At 35.9% G+C, this 1553-nt stretch carries 1 pseudogene; it reads right to left on the reverse strand.

Going from position 1 to position 1553, the window contains the following annotated elements:
- Positions 1 to 1486: pseudogene (locus FNW02_RS38080) on the reverse strand (Tn3 family transposase); the annotation flags it as partial.
- Positions 1487 to 1553: the final 67 nt, after the last annotated feature.

Raw genomic sequence — 1553 nt, forward strand, 5'->3', positions numbered from 1 at the left:
AATTCTGATCCCAAGCCCCAAATTTTTTGGAATCAGAAGCACAAGCAGCAGTACCTTCTCCCCAAATATGCTTTAATCTGGCTTGAAAAATAGCATTAGCGACACTGGCAATGGCGTTACGTAATTGTTGTTTATGAATATAACAACGTTTAACGTGTAACAACTCCTGATAACTACTACCTCCTATTTCATCACTTAAACGTTTTAGTCCTGTGTTTGTCCCCAAACCATACAAACATAGTAATAATCGTTTTTGTAAGAGATGAGGGTCTAATACTTCTCTAGTCAATACTGATTTAAAATGCTGAGTAAAACTTACACGTAAATCTGTTTCTTTGAGAACATCCAAGAGACTAGTCATTGGCCAACAGCGATTGATTTCAGTTTTTAAGCGCCATAAATTTATTGGTTCACTTTGAGGTTTAAGAGGTGATACACAAATGCGAGATTTTCCTTGATTTTTAATTTTAACGTACTTGTTTTTCGGTAATCCTGATTCTAACTGCATCAGCGCTAACTGCATTTGCTGCTGTAAATCAGCAATGAATTCTTCAACGTCAGATGGTTGTTGTAAGGCTTGAAAATAATTGGCTCGTTGCGCTTCAAAGTCTGTTGGTAAATCGGATTCTGGGTTGCGATAACGGTAGGCTCCAACTACCCAAATTTCTTTACACCTGAGTTTGTCTCTTAATGCTTGAAGTACACTTAATTCATAATTGATGCGATTTACCTTGATGTCACCATCATTACTTCTTTCCAGGATTAATTCTTGAGCGCCACTCCGTAGGACTCCCTGAATGGGAATATTTTCTGAAGAGTCATAGTATCGATGGTTACTATCAGCATATTTTTTTAGTAACTCTAGTGCTTGAATTACTGGACGATGAACCTCATTATTTGAGTGAAATTCAAGCTGCTCTGAAATTAATGGTAAAATTCTTCGGTAATGTCTGCTATAAGAAGAGCGCATTACAGTATAAACTCGTTCGCGGTAGGCATTACCTGTCGATTTGTATTCTTTGACTAAATTTTTGAGAGTTGTTTCACTGACAACTGGAAAAATAACTTCTCTGATAACTCCATCTGGTTGTTGCAAAGAAGCTTCAGCCATTTGAAATAGTAAATTAGTCTTGCCATTAACCTTTTTAAAGTCTTGTAGCAATTCTTGGTCTACACGTTTTTCTGCTTTAGCTCCTATACGATGTACGATTTGAATAATCAACTCTACTAAATTATCTATAATTTCTTGACTTCTCAAAGTTGCGAAAATAGCAACTAATGTGTAACGAATTGGCTCAGGATGGCGGCGTAAATCTTTTGGATACTCAACGACTACACGTTGTTTGTATTGTTGTAAAACTTTAGTTGGTATGGTTGTAAACAAATCAACAGGTAAGTCTAACTGGCGTAAAATTGATAATTTTTTTATTTCTGCTTGAAAACTTTCTACACCAATCCTTCCTGGGTCTAATTTTAATTCATTCCAGACCGATAACTCTAATGAATCAATATCTAACTGAGATGCTACTGACAATGATTGACTTTCAATATGA

This window comes from Komarekiella delphini-convector SJRDD-AB1, assembly GCF_014831675.1.
Lineage (GTDB): Bacteria > Cyanobacteriota > Cyanobacteriia > Cyanobacteriales > Nostocaceae > Komarekiella.